Here is a 15,612-nt window from a genome sequence, read left to right as displayed (position 1 = left end):
GAGAGTTCGGAGCCGGGAGCCGCCGGGCTGAGCAGGGCGGGTGACGCCTCAGGCGTCGTCGTCCCCGGTCGGCTGCCCGGCGCCGGAGTGCCGTGCCGGAGCCTCGGGCAGCGACGTCATGCGCGGCAGCAGCTGCGCGGCGAGCAGCGTCGAGAGCGCCGAGGTGTCACCGCTGCCGCCGTCGGTGCGTACGACCACCGGCTGCGGTGCCTTCGACGCCAGTTCCGCACCCACTTCGAGGCGGCGGCGGGCCAGCTCGTACTGGAGCACCGCGCGGTTGTCGCGGTACGCCTTGGCGAGAGCGCGCTGGGCACGGGCCTCGTTCTCGGCGGAGATCAGGCCGCTGCGACCACGGGTCTCGATCTCGAAACGGACCCGCTGGGCGTTGGTCTCCTGCTCCTCCAGCAGCTGGGCGACCTGTTCGCGGGCGTTGTTGAGCGCGGCCCTCACCTCGACGATGCGCGCGTCGCGCACCTTCTTGGCCCGCTCGATGTCCATGCCGAGGCTGTCGATACGGCGCTTGCGGGTCAGCCCCCACTCCTGCTCGTACGCCGTGCGCTCCTTGGCGACCCGCTCCCTGGTCGCCAGGTGCTGCTGGTACTGCGTCGGCAACTGGACGTCCGGGATGTTGGAGCCGGTGATGCGCACGCCGTAGCGCTCCAGCTGCCGGTTGAGCAGCTCCTGCATGTCGGCCACGTCCGAGCCGCGCAGGTCGTACGCCCGCTCGGTGCGCATCTTGCGGGCGCGCTGGCGGATGGCGTCCTGGACGGCACTGGACAGGACCAGGTCGAAGTTGCCCGCGCCGATCGTGCGAACGAACCGGACCGCGTCCGTGATGCGGAACTTCAGGAAGAACTCGATCGAACGCAGCGGGACGTTCTCCTGCGTCGGGCAGGCCATCACCGGGGCGGAGTACGGGATCTCGGTGGCCGTGTCGACCACGAAGTCCACCCTCGACCAGGGGTGCCAGAGGTAGTGGCGGCCGGCGTCCAGGGTGCGGGTGACCGCGCCGTAGCGGGTCAGGACACCGTTGGTGCCCTGCTCGATCTCGACGATCGAGGAGCGCCACCACCACAGCGCGCCGATGATCAGGAGCAGAGCCCCGGCCGCGTAGGCGAGCCCGGCGAGTGTGCCGTAGGCGAGGTCCGCCGCGCCGTCGGAGTCCGCCCCGCGCAGCGACAGCATCATGCCCGTGAGCAGCGCGAACAGGCCGAGCCACAGGGGCAGCATCCACCACAGCCTGCGTCGGTGGCGGGGGATGATGACCGGGATCAGCGTGCCGGCCTCGCCGCCGCGCAGCAACTGGGCGATGTCGCTCCAGGGCGCGACCGCTTCGGAGATGACCGACCTGCGGTTCGAACGTGCGGTACTCACTGACCGGCCTCCTCGGAGAAGTCGGGAACCTCGGACGCCTTCGCCTGCTCGGCGGTCTCCTGGCGGGTCGAGGCACCCGTCGGCGCTCCCCCGTCGGCCGACGGCACGGTGGGCCGTTCGGCTTCGAGCAGCACCACGATCTCGTCCTCGCGTCCGGCGATACGATCGCCGATCGCGGCGAGCTGCCCGCGCATGGCGGCCATGTCCGCCTCGCTGAACAGCTCCTCACCGCCCCCGCCGACCATCTCCCGGGCCAGCTGGAGGAAGTCGATCCCGGCGGCGCCGTTGTTGTCCGCCGAGCCGCCGATGCGGACGAGGCGCGGCAGGTGGTCGGCGACCTGCTCAAGGGTGTCGAGGATCTGCTGCTGGTAGCGGTACTCCAGGATCTCGGGGGCCTCGGCCGCGGTGACCGCGCGGATGTCGAGGGCCTGTGCCTCCAGCAGTGCAGCGTTGGCCTTCGCCTCGGACTCGGCCTGTACGTAGCGCTGGCGGGCGAGGGCCTGGGCGCGGTTGGTCTCGCGCTCCACGGCGGTGTCCATCTGGGCCTGGTACTGGGCGATGTCGGCGTGGATCGCCGAGAGCGTCTCGTGGCTGGTCGCCAGTTCCTTGCTCAGGTCACCCTCGTCCTGCTCCTTGCGGAGCATCAGCGCGTACTCGTGGGTGTACGCCTCCTTCGCCATCCGCACCATCTCCGGGGCGGCCAGGTCCATCCGGTAGTTGCGGTCGGACGGCTCCGCATGCGTGATGTTGGCGTTGGTCAGCTCGACCGCGGGCCGGAACTGCTGGTTCAGCTGCTCGAGGAGCCGGCCGGTGTCCTCGCCGACCATGTCGTAGATGCCGGCGGCCTCCTGCTCGTAGATGAGGCTGCGGATCGTCTCGCTCACCGCGTTGCTCAGCTTCTCCTCGAAGCCGCGCACCGCACCGAGCGTGTAGACGAACTCGGTCGCGTCGCTGATCCGGAACTGGATGAACAGGTCGATCGAGGCCTTCACGCCGCCCTTGGTCGGCGCCTCGCGCACCGGCGCGTTGAACGGGTACTCGCGGGTGGTGTTGAGGATGTACGAGACCCGCTTCCACGGGCTGATCAGGATCACCCGGCCGGGGCCGACGACCTTCTCCAGCTTCCCGAAGCGCGTGATCAGCGCCTGGCAGCCGTCCGGGACCATCACCATGCCCTGCCGCCACCACACGAAGGCGACCGCGACCACGGCGATGATCCAGTAGTGCAGCCCGAAGAGCGGGTTGGTCAGCGGGGAGTCGTCCACCGTCGACACGACCGCGGTGCCCACCGCGCCCAGGACGAGCAGCGACAGCACCGGGAGCATGCTCAGGAACGAGCGGCCCTTCGGGAGCACCATCGGGCAGATCGCGTGGACCTGCTCGCCGCCCTCACGCTGCTGCTCGCTCCGGTTGAGCGCCTCGCCGGCCTCGTCGAGGGAGACGGTCTTCTGCGCCATGACCGTGGCGATGGAGCCGCCCTGTTCCCTCGCGGCCGGGAAGTCGGCCGGGTCCATGCCTTCTTCCTCCAGCGCGGACGACTCCTCGTCGCCGTCGTCGCGCCCCTCGCCGGTCTCGCCCCGGCTCTGCGGCCGACCGGTCGACCGCCCCGTGCGCCGCCGGAACTCCTCCTCGGCCACCTGCCGGGGCTCGGCACCGGAGGCCACCGCTGAGGCCACCCTCCGTAGGCTCTGCGCCTTCGCTTGTGCCATCGTTCCCCCTTTTCCTCACTGATCTCGTGCTCGTGTTCGCCGGCCTGGCCCGTGCTACGGGCCGGGTGCCCTGTGCGCTCCTGAACGTGTGCCTGGTTCCAGCCATCCCACACCACAGGGGGCAGAGGGGACAGGACCGACCGGGCGGCTCCGTCGGTCGTGACCATACCGATGAGTACCGCGGTAGCGCCGCTCCGGGCGTCAGGGGCTGCCTCCGCGCCGCGGGGCCGAGCGGAGAGGGGAGGGCCGCCGAACCCGGTCCCCTCCGACGGGGCGGCACTCACGTGGTGAGCAAGTACCGCCGTGGGCAACGTCCTTGGTCCCGACCGACCCGGTCGTCCGGTCGTCCGCCGCGGCGCAGGCCGGTACCCGCGGCGGCCACTCAGGAGCCGACCGGGGCGATCGGTGCGCGGTCGTTCTCTCCCGCGTGTCCTAATCCGTGCCCCCGTGGCCCGAGCTGGGAGGCCGGCGCCGAGTCAGGCGCCCCACAACCAGGAGCCGCCGGCGGCCGAGGAGACGAGCTCGCCCAGGCCGAAGGCGACCGGCACAGGCACCAGCAGGCTCCCGACGTTCGTGGACAGGGGCGTTACCGCCCCACCTGGCCCGGGCCAACGGTCACGGCGCCGCGTCGGGAGGGCCCAGCTGGGCCAGTGCGGTGGCGCTCCGGCTGCCGGGATCTGCGGTGTAGAGCACCAGCCGCAGGCTGGTACCGGGCATGAGCAGGGTTTGACGGTCCAGTTCCAGCTCGCCGAGTTCGGGATGATGCAGGCGTTTGCGCAGTGTCGGCCGAGGGTGCACGTCGTGGCTGCGCCAGCCGGCGACGAAGTCCGGGTTGTGCGCGGCGTACTCGTTGACCAGTTCGCCCAGCGCACGGTCCGCCGGGTGGCGGGCGCCGGCCGCGCGCAGGTGGGCGGCGGAGTGCCGGGCGAAGTCGCCTTCCGCGCCGACGGGTGCCGAGCAGAGGGTGCCGCCCAGCCGGATGGCGAGGCGCACGGTGTTGCGCTCGTGGACGGGTAACTGGGCGAAGTCGGTGATCAACGCGACCGCCGCAGCGTTCCAGGCCACGATGTCTTCCACATCGTTCACCACATAGGCGGGAATCGGCCCGAGCCGATGCAGCAGCCGGCGTGCGTCGGCAGGCACCGGCGCGCGATCGGCGTCCGTACTGGGCGGGATCTGCCCGGTCAGCCGTGCCAGGTGCTCGCGCTCTGTGTCGGTGAGGCGCAGTGCCGTGCCCAGCGCGGACAGCACCTGCGGCGACGGACGCGGCGCGCGGGCCTGCTCCAGTCGCTCGTAGTAGCTCGTGGACACCCCGGCCAGGGCGGCCACCTCTTCCCGCCGCAGCCCGGGGGTGCGGCGGGCACGCAGGCCGGGTGGGTGGACAGCCGTGGCCGGCATCTGGGTCGGGCGCAGCGCCTCCCGTCGACGGCGCAGGAAGTCAGCCAGTTCTGCTCTGCTCACCCGGCCAGGTTGGCACAACGGCACTCGGCTCAGCCACGGACCAGTGGTCCGGGGCTCACTGGTGCGTTCCACGGCACTGCCTCGTGCGCCCACTCTGGGGCGGTCACACCGTCCTGCAGAACGCTGGAGAATCACCGTGTCACCACGCACTTCCGAAGAGATCTTTCGCCGGCTGCTGGAGCTGCTGCTGGCCAAGGACATGGATGCCGTCGCCGATCTGTGGGCGGAGTACGGCACCGCCGAGTTCCCCTTCGCCGAAGGGGCCTCACCGAGGCTGTTGACCGGACGTGAGGCCGTCCGGGGCTATCTGGCCGGCTACCCGGACCTGATGGACGTGCAGGCGATCCCGACCCTCACCGTGCGCCACACGGACCAGCCGGACACCATCGTGGTGGAGTTCGCCGCGCGCGGCCGCACGGTGGCCACCGATGAGCCGTACCAGTTGGACTACATCACGGTGCTCACCACCCACCAGGGCCTGATCACCCGATATAGGGACTACTGGAACCCGCTGGCGGCCGCCTCAGCGGCCGGCACGCTGCCCGAACTACTCGGCTCGCTGCGCTCGCAGGCCACCCGATGACCGGCGTGCTGATCACCGGCGGCACCGGGAAGACGGGAAGCACCCTGGCCGAACTGCTCCGCAAAAGCGGTGTGCCGGTCCGGGTGGCAAGCCGCAACCCACCGGCCGACGCCCCGGACGCGGTTCGGTTCGACTGGAGCGATTCGGCCACCCACCCGGCCGCGTTGCACGGGATGGACCGGGTCTACCTGGTGCCTCCGGTGGACACCACAGATCCGATGCCGCTTGTCGAACCGTTCCTGGCCGAGGCCGAACGACTCGGCGTGCGCCGGGTGGTGCTGCTCGGCTCCGCCATCGTGCTGCCCGGGGCCGCCAGCGCGCTGGGACTGGCCGCGCACGTGCGGGCCCGGCCCGGATGGGTGGTGCTGCGCCCCTCCGGGTTCATGCAGAACTTCTTGGCCCCCCACCCGCTGGGTGAGCGGATCCGGCGACGCGGTGAGATCCGCACCGCCGCCGGAACCGGCCGGGTGGGCTGGATCGACGCTCGAGACATCGCGGCGGTGGCCGCCGTGCTACTGACCGAACCCGACGGCCACCCCGACGACCGGCGTGACTACCTCCTCACCGGGCCGAAGGCGCTGAGTTACCAGGACGCGGCACAGACCATCACCGTCCACACCGGCCGGCCGATCCGGATCGTGCCCGTGGGGGTCGCTGAGCAGGCGGACACCTACCGTGCGTCCGGCATGCCGGACGCCTTCGCGACCGCCCTCGCCGCCGTCGACGCCGGCATCCAAGCCGGCCGGGACGACCAGATCAGCACCGCGGTGCTGGACCTGACCGGCCGCCCGCCCCGCGCCTTCGCCGAGTTCGTCCAGGACCACGCACCCCGGTGGGCGAACGCCGGGACCCCCGAAGACTGACCGACACCTGTGCTGGCCCCGGCGTGAACTCCCTCCCTGGGCCAGCTCGTGCTCGGCCGCCCATCGTGCTCAACCCGCCAGATCAACTGGTAACTCAACAACTGGCGCGCAAAGTCACACCCCGAGGCCCGGGTCCGATCGCATACTGATTGCATAAAACTGTCTAGCTTCGTATAGTCATGCCATCGACGAGGAGGCACCGATGGTGGCGGTACGTGTGGCAGTGGCCGGGGCGAGCGGGTACGCGGGAGGCGAACTCCTGCGTCTGCTGCTCCAGCACCCCGAGGTCGAGATCGGCGCGCTGACCGGCAACTCGAACGCGGGGCAGCCGCTCGGCGCCCTGCAACCGCACCTGGGGCCGCTGGCCGGCCGGGTGCTCCAGCCCACCGAGGTGTCGGTGCTGGCCGGGCACGACGTGGTCTTTCTCGCGCTGCCGCACGGCCAGTCGGCAGCCGTCGCCGAGCAGCTCGGCGACGAGGTGCTGGTGATCGACTGCGGAGCCGACTTCCGGCTGGCCGACTCCGCGGACTGGTCCCGCTACTACGACACCCCGCACGCCGGCACCTGGCCCTACGGCCTGCCCGAGCTGCCCGGGGCGCGCGAGGCGTTGCGCGGTTCGCGCCGGGTGGCGGTCCCCGGGTGCTATCCGACGGCCGTCTCGCTGGCGCTGTTCCCCGCCTACGCGGCGGGGCTGGCGGAGCCCGAGGCCGTGATCGTCGCGGCGTCCGGCACCTCGGGGGCGGGCAAGGCACTGAAGCCGCACCTGCTGGGCAGCGAGGTGATGGGCTCGATGAGCCCGTACGGTGTCGGCGGTGCGCACCGGCACACGCCGGAGATGATCCAGAACCTGTCCGCGGTGGCCGGCGAGCCGGTCAGCGTCTCCTTCACGCCGACGCTCGCGCCGATGCCGCGCGGCATCCTGGCGACGTGCAGCGCGAAGGCCAGGCCCGGGGTGGGCGCTGGGGAACTGCGCGCCGCGTACGGCAAGGCGCTGGACGGGGAACCGTTCGTGCGGCTGCTGCCGGAGGGCAGCTGGCCGTCCACCGGCTCGGTGTACGGCTCGAACGTGGCCCTGCTCCAGGTGGCGCTGGACGAGACCGCCGGCCGCATCGTGGTCATCGCGGCCATCGACAACCTGACGAAGGGCACCGCGGGCGGTGCGGTGCAGAGCATGAACATCGCCTGCGGATTCGCCGAAGGGCTCGGACTGCCCGCGTCGGGGATCGCCCCGTGAGCCCGGCGAGCACCGCAGGTCCGCCGGCGTCCGGGAGCGCGCCGAGCGCGCCGAACGGCCAACCGACGCAGACGTTCGGGCCGCCTCGCGGCGCCGACGCAGAAGCACACGAGGAGACGCAGTGAGCGTGACAGCGGCGAAGGGGTTCACGGCTGCGGGCATCGCAGCCGGGATCAAGGAGAACGGCAATCCGGACCTGGCCCTGGTGGTCAACCGGGGGCCGCGACTGGCCGCGGCGGGTGTGTTCACCTCCAACCGGGTCAAGGCGGCGCCGGTGCTGTGGTCCGAGCAGGTGGTCGGCGGCGGGCAGGTGTCGGCCGTGGTCCTCAACTCCGGCGGGGCCAACGCCTGCACAGGGCCGCTCGGGTTCCAGGACACGCACGCCACCGCGGAGCACGTCGCCGCCGTACTGGGCGGCAGCGCCGCCGAGGTCGCCGTCGCCTCCACCGGGCTGATCGGCATCCGGCTGCCGATGGACAAGCTGCTCCCGGGCGTCGACGAGGCCGCCCGCCGGCTGTCGGAGGACGGTGGCACGGACGCGGCCGTCGCCATCAAGACCACCGACTCCGTACACAAGACCGCCGCGGCCCGCAGGGACGGCTGGACGGTCGGCGGCATGGCCAAGGGCGCCGGAATGCTCGCCCCCGGCCTCGCCACCATGCTGGTGGTGCTCACCACCGACGCCGACGTGCCCGCGGCGGAACTGGACAAGGCGCTGCGGGCCGCGACCCGCACCACCTTCGACCGCATCGACTCCGACGGCTGCATGTCCACCAACGACACCGTGCTGCTGCTCGCGTCCGGTGCGGCGGGGACCACACCCGCGCCCGAGGAGTTCACCGAGGCGGTGCGCGAGGTCTGCGACGACCTCGCCCAGCAGCTGATCAGGGACGCCGAGGGCGCCTCGAAGGACGTGCGCATCGAGGTGGTCGGCGCGGCCAGCGAGGACGACGCCGTCGAGGTCGGCCGGTCCATCGCCCGGAACAACCTGCTCAAGTGCGCGCTGCACGGCGAGGACCCCAACTGGGGCCGGGTGCTGTCCGCCATCGGCACGACCTCCGCGGTCTTCGAACCGGACCGGCTGTCCGTCGCCATCAACGGCGTCTGGGTCTGCCGGGACGGCAGCGTCGGAGAGGACCGAGACCTGGTCGACATGCGCTACCGGGAGGTCCGTATCACCGCCGACCTGGCGGCGGGCGAGGAGTCGGCCGTCATCTGGACGAACGACCTGACCGCCGACTACGTCCACGAGAACAGCGCGTACTCGTCATGACCGCCCGCAAGCACACCGCGCTGCCGAAGGCCCGCACGCTCATCGAGGCACTGCCCTGGCTGACCCGGCACCACGGCAAGACGGTGGTCATCAAGTTCGGCGGCAACGCCATGGTCGACGAGGAACTGAAGGCGGCCTTCGCCCAGGACGTCGTCTTCCTGCGGCACGCCGGGCTGCGCCCGGTGGTGGTGCACGGCGGCGGTCCGCAGATCAGCGCCCAGCTCGACAAGCTCGGCCTGGTCTCCGAGTTCAAGGCGGGCCTGCGCGTCACCACGCCGGAGACGATGGACGTGGTGCGCATGGTCCTTGCCGGGCAGGTGCAGCGCGACCTGGTCGGACTGCTCAACCAGCACGGTCCGTGGGCGGTCGGCATGACCGGCGAGGACGCCCGGACGCTGACGGCGGTCCAGCGGTACGCCGACATCGACGGTGAGCGGGTCGACATCGGCCGGGTCGGCGACATCACCGCGGTCGACACCGGCGCGATCCAGGCGCTGCTGGACGACGGCCGCATCCCCGTCGTCTCGTCCATCGCGCGCAGCGAGGACGGCACCCACGTCTACAACGTCAACGCCGACACCGCGGCGGCCGCGCTCGCCGCCGCGCTGGACGCGGAGACGCTGATGGTGCTCACCGACGTGGAGGGCCTGTACGCGGACTGGCCGAGCAGCGACGACGTGATCAGCCGGCTCACCGTCAGCCAGCTGGAGAAGCTGCTGCCGGACCTGGCCAGCGGCATGGTGCCCAAGATGGAGGGCTGCCTGCACGCGGTCCGCAACGGCGTGCACACCGCCCGCGTGATCGACGGCCGGGTGCAGCACTCCATCCTGCTGGAGATCTTCACCGACGAGGGAATCGGCACCATGGTCGTGCCGGACGAGGGGGAGCCCGCATGAGCAACCGGATCCTGACCCAGCGCTGGCAGGGCGCGCTGATGGACAACTACGGCACGCCGCGGCTGCCGCTGACCCACGGCGAGGGCGCCAGGCTGTGGGACGCCGACGGCAAGGAGTACCTGGACCTGCTCGGCGGCATCGCGGTCAACTCGCTCGGCACCGGGCACCCGGCCGTCGTGCGGGCCGTCTCCGACCAGATCGCGACGCTCGGCCACGTCTCCAACCTGTTCGTCGCCGAGCCCCCGGTGGCGCTGGCCGAGCGGCTGCTCGCCCTCGCCGGGCGGGACGGCGGGGTCTACTTCTGCAACTCAGGGGCCGAGGCCGTCGAAGCGGCGGTGAAGATCGGCCGCCTGACCGGCCGTACCCACATGGTGGCCGCCGCGGGCGGCTTCCACGGCCGGACCATGGGCTCGCTCGCCCTCACCGGTCAGCCCGCCAAGCGTGATCCCTTCCAGCCGCTGCCCGGCGACGTGACTCACGTGCCCTACGGCGACACCGAGGCACTGCGCGCGGCGGTCACCGACCGGACGGCGCTGGTGATGCTGGAGCCCGTGCAGGGGGAGAACGGCGTCGTGGTGCCGCCTGCCGGCTATCTGGCGGCGGCCCGGGAGATCACCACGGCGGCCGGCGCGCTGCTGGCCTTCGACGAGGTGCAGACCGGCATCGGCCGGACCGGCCACTGGTTCGCGCACCAGGCCGAAGGTGTCGAACCCGACCTGGTCACCCTCGCCAAGGGGCTGGGCGCCGGCCTGCCGATCGGCGCCACCATGGCGTTCGGTGACGCGGCACGGCTGCTCTCGCCCGGCCACCACGGTTCCACCTTCGGCGGCAACCCGGTGTCCTGCGCCGCCGCGCTGGCGGTGCTGGACACGATCGAGGGCGACGGGCTGCTGGACCACGTCAAGCGGGTCGGAGGCCGCCTCCGGGACGGGGTGTGGGCGCTCGGCCACCCGCTGATCGACCAGGTCCGCGGCTCGGGCCTGCTGCTGGGTATCGTGCTCACCGAGCCGGTCGCCGCGCAGGTGCAGCAGGCGGCTCAGGAGGCGGGTTTCCTGGTGAACGCGGCAGTGCCGGACGTCGTCCGGCTCGCGCCGCCGCTGATCCTCGGCGAACGGGAGGCGGACTCGTTCGTGCGGGCCCTGCCGGCCGTGCTCGACTCCGCAGACGGAACCCGACGAGCCGGAGAGTGACGATGACCGAGGAGCAGCACGGTGGCCAGGCCGTCCCGCAGACGCGGACGGCCCGGCACCGCCGGATCGTGGACATCCTCAACCGGCTTCCGGTGCGCTCCCAGAGCCAGTTGGCCAAGCTGCTGGCCGACGACGGGCTGACGGTCACCCAGGCGACGCTCTCCCGGGACCTCGACGAACTCGGTGCCGTCAAGATCCGTAACTCCGGGGGGGAGTTGATCTACGCGGTGCCCGGCGAGGGCGGTGACCGCACGCCGAAGGCGCCGATGGGGGAGTCGGCGAGCGAGGCGCGGATGGCCCGGCTCGCCGGCGAACTGCTCATCTCCGCGGAGGCGTCCGCCAATCTGGTGGTGCTGCGCACCCCGCCCGGCGCGGCGCAGTTCTTCGCGTCGGCCGTCGACCAGGCGGAGATTTACGAGATCATCGGCACCCTCGCGGGCGACGACACCCTGCTGCTGATCAGCCGGGCGCCGGACGGCGGGCAGGCGCTCGCCGACCACCTGCTGCGGCTGGCCCAGAAGTCCCGCTGATCGCCGCCGCCCCGCCCGCCCGGTCACGGCGCCAGGACCGGCAGCCGCACCGTCCTGAGAATGTCCGCCACTATCGAGCCGGCGTCGACCGGCAGGAACTCCCCGGCCAGCAGCAGCGCGAGCGGCGGTGCCACCAGCGGGGCGAGGCACGTTGAGACGGTCGTCACCGAGACGGACAGTGCCACGTCGCCGCGCGTCAGGTAGGTGACGACGTCGGACGCGGTCCCGCCCGGCGCGCAGCCCACGAGCACCCCCCCCGGCGGCCAACTGCGCGGGCAGTTTCAGGGCGTGGGCGATCAGCCAGCCCAGTCCGGGCATCACCGCGTACCGGGCCAGCACCGCGACGGCGATCGCCCCCGGCCGCCGCAGCACACCGCGGAAGTCGGGCGGGGTCAGCGTCAGCCCCATGGTGAACATGACGACGCCGAGCAGGTACGGAACGGCGACGCTCCAGCCGTCGAAGGTCGTCGGGGCGGCGAGGCCGACGGCTCCGGCGGTGAGCACCAGGACGGGGGAGAGGGTCACGGCGCGCCGGGCGGCCCGGTCGGCGACGGATGTTCCGGCTTCGTGGTTCTCGGGTTCGGATCGCACCGGCTGAGGGAACGCCGGGACCACCCGCCGCCGCAACACCGCCCCGTCGTCCCGCCGGGTTTCCCAGCGCGCGTCCGGTCGGCTTTCCCGCACGCCGCTCCAGCGCACGCACGCCGCTGGACCCGTGGGCGGGGCCGGCCCCCGTGTCCGGGAGAGATACCCCGCCGGCCTGGACCGCGCCCGTTCTGACCTGCGAGAACACCGGGCGTTGACGAATCATACGGTGGAGTGCATACTTATACCTGTCACCGCATGGATCGTAAGGAGACCCCCGTGACCGAGCGCGTTGTACTTGCCTACTCCGGTGGCCTGGACACCTCCGTCTGCATCGGCTGGATCGCCGAGGAGACCGGAGCCGAGGTCGTCGCCGTCGCCGTGGACGTCGGTCAGGGCGGCGAGGACCTCGATGTGATCCGCAAGCGCGCGCTCGACTGCGGTGCGGTCGAGGCCGAGGTCGCCGACGCCAAGGACGAGTTCGCCGAGGAGTACTGCCTGCCGGCGATCAAGGCGAACGCCCTCTACATGGACCGCTACCCGCTGGTCTCGGCCCTGTCGCGGCCGACCATCGTCAAGCACCTGGTCGCGGCGGCGAAGAAGCACGGCGCCTCCACCGTCGCCCACGGCTGCACCGGCAAGGGCAACGACCAGGTCCGGTTCGAGGCCGGCATCTCCTCCCTCGCCCCCGACCTCACCTGCATCGCCCCGGTCCGGGACTACGCGATGACGCGGGACAAGGCCATCGCCTTCTGCGAGGAGAAGGGCCTGCCGATCGCGACCAGCAAGAAGTCGCCCTACTCCATCGACCAGAACGTCTTCGGGCGGGCCGTGGAGACCGGCTTCCTGGAGGACATCTGGAACGCGCCCATCGAGGACGTCTACGAGTACACCTCCGACCCGGCCCAGCCGCGCGAGGCCGACGAGGTGATCGTCACCTTCGAGCAGGGTGTGCCGGTGGCCGTCGACGGCCGGCCGGTCACGGTCCTCCAGGCCATCCAGCAGCTCAACGAGCGGGCCGGCGCCCAGGGCATCGGCCGGATCGACATGGTCGAGGACCGGCTGGTGGGCATCAAGTCCCGCGAGGTCTACGAGTCGCCGGGCGGCATCGCGCTGATCACCGCGCACCAGGAGCTGGAGAACGTCACCGTCGAGCGTGAACTCGCCCGCTACAAGCGGCAGGTGGAGCAGCGGTGGACCGAGCTGGTCTACGACGGCCTGTGGTTCTCCCCGCTCAAGCGGGCGCTGGACGGCTTCATCAACGAGGCCAACCAGCACGTCAGCGGTGACATCCGGATGACGCTGCACGGCGGCCGGGCGACGGTCACCGGCCGGCGGTCCGAGCAGTCGCTCTACGACTTCAACCTCGCGACCTACGACACCGGGGACACCTTCGACCAGTCGCTGTCGAAGGGATTCATCGAGCTGTTCGGCATGTCGAGCAAGATCGCCGCGAAGCGTGACCTGGCCCAGTAGCCTGCACGCCGGCAGCACTGCCAGACGCTTCACCCGCCTCCTCGCCGCAGTCGTGGCGGGGAGGCACACCCCGGTACGCCGACGAGGAGCACAACAGCGATGAGCAACGGACCGCAGAAGCCGGGCGAAGGCGGCGACGTACGGCTGTGGGGCGGCCGCTTCGCGGACGGCCCGTCCGAGGCCCTGGCCAGGCTGAGCGCCTCCGTGCACTTCGACTGGCGGCTCGCGCCCTACGACATCGCCGGCTCGCGCGCCCACGCCCGGGCGCTGCACACCGCGGGACTGCTGACCGCGGACGAGCTGGAACGCATGCTGGACGGCCTGAACCGGCTGGAGTCGGACGTCGCCGACGGGTCGTTCGTCGGCACCGTCGCGGACGAGGACGTGCACACCGCCCTCGAACGCGGCCTGCTGGAGCGCCTCGGCGCGGACCTGGGCGGCAAGCTGCGTGCCGGCCGCTCCCGCAACGACCAGGTGGCCACGCTCTTCCGCATGTACCTGCGGGACCACGCGCGCATCATCGGCGGCCTGGTCACCGACCTCCAGGAGGCGCTCGTCGCGCTCGCGGAGGCGCACCCGGACGTCGCGATGCCCGGCCGCACCCACCTCCAGCACGCCCAGCCCGTGCTCTTCTCCCACCACGTGCTCGCGCACGTCCAGGCACTCGGCCGGGACGCCGAGCGACTGCGGCAGTGGGACGAGCGCACGGCCGTGTCGCCGTACGGCTCCGGCGCGCTGGCCGGCTCCTCCCTCGGCCTCGACCCGCGGGCGGTCGCGGCGGAGCTCGGCTTCGGGCGCGGCTCCTCGGCGAACTCCATCGACGGCACCGCGGCACGCGACTTCGTCGCGGAGTTCGCCTTCATCACGGCGATGATCGGCGTCGACCTGTCCAAGATCGCCGAAGAGGTGATCATCTGGAACACCCGGGAGTTCTCCTTCGTCACGCTGCACGACGCGTTCTCCACCGGCTCGTCGATCATGCCGCAGAAGAAGAACCCGGACATCGCCGAACTGGCCCGGGGCAAGTCCGGACGGCTGATCGGCAACCTGACGGGGCTGCTGGCCACACTCAAGGCGCTGCCCCTCGCCTACAACCGCGACCTCCAGGAGGACAAGGAGCCGGTCTTCGACTCCTGCGACCAACTGGAGGTGCTGCTCCCGGCGTTCACCGGCATGATGGCCACCCTGACCGTCAACCGCGAGCGCATGGCCGAGGTGGCGCCGGCCGGTTTCTCGCTGGCCACCGACATCGCCGAGTGGCTGGTCAAGCAGGGGGTGCCGTTCCGGGTGGCGCACGAGGTCGCGGGGGAGTGCGTGCAGACCTGCGAGCGGGCCGGGATCGAGCTGGACGAGCTGACCGACGAGCAGTTCGCCGAGATCTCGCCGCACCTCACCCCGGAGGTCCGGGAGGTGCTGAACGTCGCGGGCGCGCTCGCGGCTCGCGACGGCCGCGGCGGTACCGCGCCGTCCGCGGTGGCCGTGCAGCTCGACGAGGTGAAGGCCGATCTCGCGGTCCAGCGCCGGTGGGCGGACGAGGTGAGGTAGCACCCGCCGCGCGTGGGTACGGTGGGTGGTCCCGTCCACCCACCGGATCCCGTCCCCTTGGGACAGCCGGGCCCGCCGCGCTCGGCGGGCCCGCCCACGCCGCTCACGGAGTACCGCGATGCCCTTCTCCCGCCTCGACGGCGTCACCGACCCGGCCGATCCCGTGGCGCGCCTCGGGCTGGGCCTGGCCGCCGTCGGCCGGCCCGGCTACCTCAACCTCGGCCGGGAGTCGGATCTGCCCGCCGTCCGCACGGTGGAGGCCATGCGGGCGCGCACCGAGGACCTGCTGGACGCCGCGTACGCGGCGGGAGTGCGCTACGTCGACACCGCCCGCTCCTACGGCCGCGCCGAGGAGTTCCTCGCCGACTGGCTCCGGTCCCGGCCCGGGGCGACCGACGTGGTCGTGGGCAGCAAGTGGGGCTACACCTACACCGCCGACTGGGCGGTCGACGCCGAGACGCACGAGGTGAAGGACCACTCCGCGGCCACCTACGACAGGCAGCGGGCGGAGACCGACCGCCTGCTGGGCGGGCGGCTCGACCTCTACCAGATCCACTCCCTGACCCCCCGGAGCCCCGCGCTGGCGGACCGGGCGCTGCACGAGCGGCTCGCCCGGCTCGCCGAGCGGGGAGTGACCGTCGGGTTCTCCACCAGCGGCCCCGAACAGGCGGACACCATCCGGGCCGCGCTCGGCGTCGAGGTCGCCGGCCGCCCGCTGTTCCAGGTCGTGCAGTCCACGTACAACCTGCTGGAGCCCTCCGCCGGTCCGGCGCTTGCCGAGGCCCACGAGGCGGGGCTGTCGGTGATCGTCAAGGAGGCGCTGGCCAACGGCCGGCTCGCCGGGCCGGCCGCGCCGGAACCGGTGCGCGAGCGCGCCGAGCAGGCGGGAGTCG

General features: G+C 72.0%; 13 protein-coding genes and 1 pseudogene. 10 read left to right on the top strand and 4 right to left on the bottom strand.

Annotated features, from left to right (window positions below):
- Nucleotides 1–48: 48 nt before the first annotated feature.
- The 3 genes from ACYVE9_RS05230 to ACYVE9_RS05220 all read right to left on the bottom strand — a co-directional run bounded on the left by ACYVE9_RS05230 (nucleotide 49) and on the right by ACYVE9_RS05220 (nucleotide 4,544).
- On the bottom strand, nucleotides 49–1,374 hold the full coding sequence (locus ACYVE9_RS05230; protein WP_461026518.1) for an SPFH domain-containing protein: 1,326 nt from the start codon (nucleotides 1,372–1,374) through the stop codon (nucleotides 49–51).
- Nucleotides 1,371–3,083 (bottom strand): SPFH domain-containing protein, encoded by a 1,713-nt coding sequence (locus tag ACYVE9_RS05225; RefSeq protein WP_461026517.1) that lies wholly within the window; start codon nucleotides 3,081–3,083, stop codon nucleotides 1,371–1,373. Before ACYVE9_RS05225 ends, ACYVE9_RS05230 begins: the two co-directional genes overlap by 4 nt.
- Nucleotides 3,084–3,698: 615 nt before the next feature.
- Nucleotides 3,699–4,544: a helix-turn-helix transcriptional regulator gene (locus ACYVE9_RS05220; RefSeq protein ID WP_461026516.1), complete on the bottom strand. Its 846-nt coding sequence runs from the start codon at nucleotides 4,542–4,544 to the stop codon at nucleotides 3,699–3,701.
- A 136-nt stretch (nucleotides 4,545–4,680) separates the two neighbouring features.
- Here ACYVE9_RS05220 and ACYVE9_RS05215 point away from each other — a divergent pair, with 136 nt between their 5' ends.
- The 7 genes from ACYVE9_RS05215 to ACYVE9_RS05185 all read left to right on the top strand — a co-directional run bounded on the left by ACYVE9_RS05215 (nucleotide 4,681) and on the right by ACYVE9_RS05185 (nucleotide 11,113).
- Complete coding sequence (locus ACYVE9_RS05215; RefSeq protein ID WP_461026515.1) at nucleotides 4,681–5,127, top strand: nuclear transport factor 2 family protein; 447 nt, start codon at nucleotides 4,681–4,683, stop codon at nucleotides 5,125–5,127.
- Nucleotides 5,124–5,990: an NAD(P)H-binding protein gene (locus ACYVE9_RS05210; RefSeq protein ID WP_461026514.1), complete on the top strand. Its 867-nt coding sequence runs from the start codon at nucleotides 5,124–5,126 to the stop codon at nucleotides 5,988–5,990. Before ACYVE9_RS05215 ends, ACYVE9_RS05210 begins: the two co-directional genes overlap by 4 nt.
- A gap of 205 nt (nucleotides 5,991–6,195) precedes the next feature.
- A complete protein-coding gene (gene argC / locus ACYVE9_RS05205) occupies nucleotides 6,196–7,224 on the top strand; it encodes an N-acetyl-gamma-glutamyl-phosphate reductase (protein ID WP_461026519.1) in 1,029 nt (342 codons plus the stop codon).
- A gap of 121 nt (nucleotides 7,225–7,345) precedes the next feature.
- On the top strand, nucleotides 7,346–8,497 hold the full coding sequence (argJ, locus tag ACYVE9_RS05200) for a bifunctional glutamate N-acetyltransferase/amino-acid acetyltransferase ArgJ (protein ID WP_461026513.1): 1,152 nt from the start codon (nucleotides 7,346–7,348) through the stop codon (nucleotides 8,495–8,497).
- Nucleotides 8,494–9,393: an acetylglutamate kinase gene (argB, locus tag ACYVE9_RS05195; RefSeq protein ID WP_461026512.1), complete on the top strand. Its 900-nt coding sequence runs from the start codon at nucleotides 8,494–8,496 to the stop codon at nucleotides 9,391–9,393. The genes argJ and argB overlap by 4 nt, the downstream gene beginning before the upstream one ends.
- Nucleotides 9,390–10,583: an acetylornithine transaminase gene (locus tag ACYVE9_RS05190; protein ID WP_461026511.1), complete on the top strand. Its 1,194-nt coding sequence runs from the start codon at nucleotides 9,390–9,392 to the stop codon at nucleotides 10,581–10,583. The genes argB and ACYVE9_RS05190 overlap by 4 nt, the downstream gene beginning before the upstream one ends.
- A gap of 2 nt (nucleotides 10,584–10,585) precedes the next feature.
- Entirely contained in the window at nucleotides 10,586–11,113 is a 528-nt protein-coding gene (locus ACYVE9_RS05185) for an arginine repressor (protein ID WP_461026510.1), read from the top strand.
- 29 nt (nucleotides 11,114–11,142) lie between these two features.
- On the opposite strand, the pseudogene ACYVE9_RS05180 reads toward ACYVE9_RS05185, so the two are convergent.
- Nucleotides 11,143–11,704: pseudogene (locus ACYVE9_RS05180) on the bottom strand (bile acid:sodium symporter family protein); the annotation flags it as partial.
- A gap of 273 nt (nucleotides 11,705–11,977) precedes the next feature.
- Between ACYVE9_RS05180 and ACYVE9_RS05175 the strand changes: the two are divergent.
- The 3 genes from ACYVE9_RS05175 to ACYVE9_RS05165 form a co-directional block, all read left to right on the top strand.
- Nucleotides 11,978–13,174: an argininosuccinate synthase gene (locus ACYVE9_RS05175; RefSeq protein WP_461026509.1), complete on the top strand. Its 1,197-nt coding sequence runs from the start codon at nucleotides 11,978–11,980 to the stop codon at nucleotides 13,172–13,174.
- A gap of 99 nt (nucleotides 13,175–13,273) precedes the next feature.
- The gene (gene argH, locus ACYVE9_RS05170) at nucleotides 13,274–14,719 is read left to right on the top strand and encodes an argininosuccinate lyase (protein ID WP_461026508.1); all 1,446 of its coding nucleotides are present in this window, start codon (nucleotides 13,274–13,276) and stop codon (nucleotides 14,717–14,719) included.
- 118 nt (nucleotides 14,720–14,837) lie between these two features.
- The coding region (locus tag ACYVE9_RS05165; protein ID WP_461026507.1) for an aldo/keto reductase at nucleotides 14,838–15,612 on the top strand (775 nt) is incomplete at its 3' end.

This window comes from Streptomyces sparsus, assembly GCF_054776295.1.
The sequence above is the reverse complement of the archived record's forward strand: the minus strand, read 5'-3'. Positions and strand labels throughout refer to the sequence as shown.